General features: G+C 61.1%; 1 protein-coding gene. It reads right to left on the bottom strand.

What is annotated here, in order from left to right; translation table 11 throughout:
• Window positions 1–9: 9 nt before the first annotated feature.
• Window positions 10–815, bottom strand: a protein-coding gene (locus tag DID99_RS36745; protein ID WP_124668738.1) for an IS5 family transposase whose coding sequence is annotated in 2 segments (ribosomal slippage) — window positions 10–485 and window positions 485–815 — 807 coding nt in all. Because the reading frame shifts where the segments join, the coding sequence is not laid out codon by codon here.
• Window positions 816–870 lie beyond the last annotated feature (55 nt).

The raw sequence follows: 870 nt of genomic DNA, 5'->3' as shown, positions 1-870 counted from the left end.
TTAGAGTCGCTAACACAAGTCCTCGACGAAGCGAGAACAGATGACGGCAGCGGCAAGGGAAAGCAACGCCACATGAATGTCGAGACGACGCTCGAATCGAATGCGCAGTTTGCCGAAACCAGCAAACCAGGCATGCGTGCGCTCGACGACCCAGCGATGCCGTCCGAGCCGCTCCTTGCTTTCCACACCGCGACGAGCGATACGGGCCGTGATGCCACGCTGCTTCAGGTAACGTCGACAGCGAGCAAAGTCGTAGCCCTTGTCCGCATGCAGTTTGCCCGGACGTTTGCGGGGCTGACCATTCAGGCCCGACACGGCGGGAATGGCATCGAGCGTGGATTCGAATGCCATCGAATCGTGCCGGTTAGCCCCCGTGACCGTGACAGCGAGTGGAATACCTCGCGCATCTACGACGATGTGTCGTTTTGACCCGAGCTTGCCCCGGTCCGTCGGGTTGGGGCCGGTTTCCTGGCCCCCCGGGGGCTGGAGACACTGGCGCCATCGATGCTTGCCCGTTCCCAATCAATCTGGTCATGCTCACGCAACCGGCGCAGCATCGCCAGATGCAGCTTGGCCCACACACCTGCCGCCTGCCAATCCCGCAGCCTTCGCCAGCACGTCATGCCGCTGCCGAAGCCCAGCTCCTGCGGCAGGTCTTCCCACGGAATACCGGTTTGCAGAACGTACAGAATTCCGTTCAATGCCGCTCGGTCGTCTACCGTGCGACGCCGGCCGCCCTTGGGTGAGGGCGTGAAAACCGGAATCAAAGGTCCCAGCGCCGCCCATAACTCGTTGCTGATTTTGCGTCTCGCCATGACGCAAGCATATGGTCTTGAGCCCTTGACGTCCAGGTTGTGTTAGCGACTCTTA

The sequence above is a fragment of the Burkholderia sp. Bp8986 genome (genome assembly GCF_003854225.1).
GTDB lineage: Bacteria > Pseudomonadota > Gammaproteobacteria > Burkholderiales > Burkholderiaceae > Burkholderia.
This window is presented reverse-complemented; position numbering and strand designations above follow the sequence as displayed.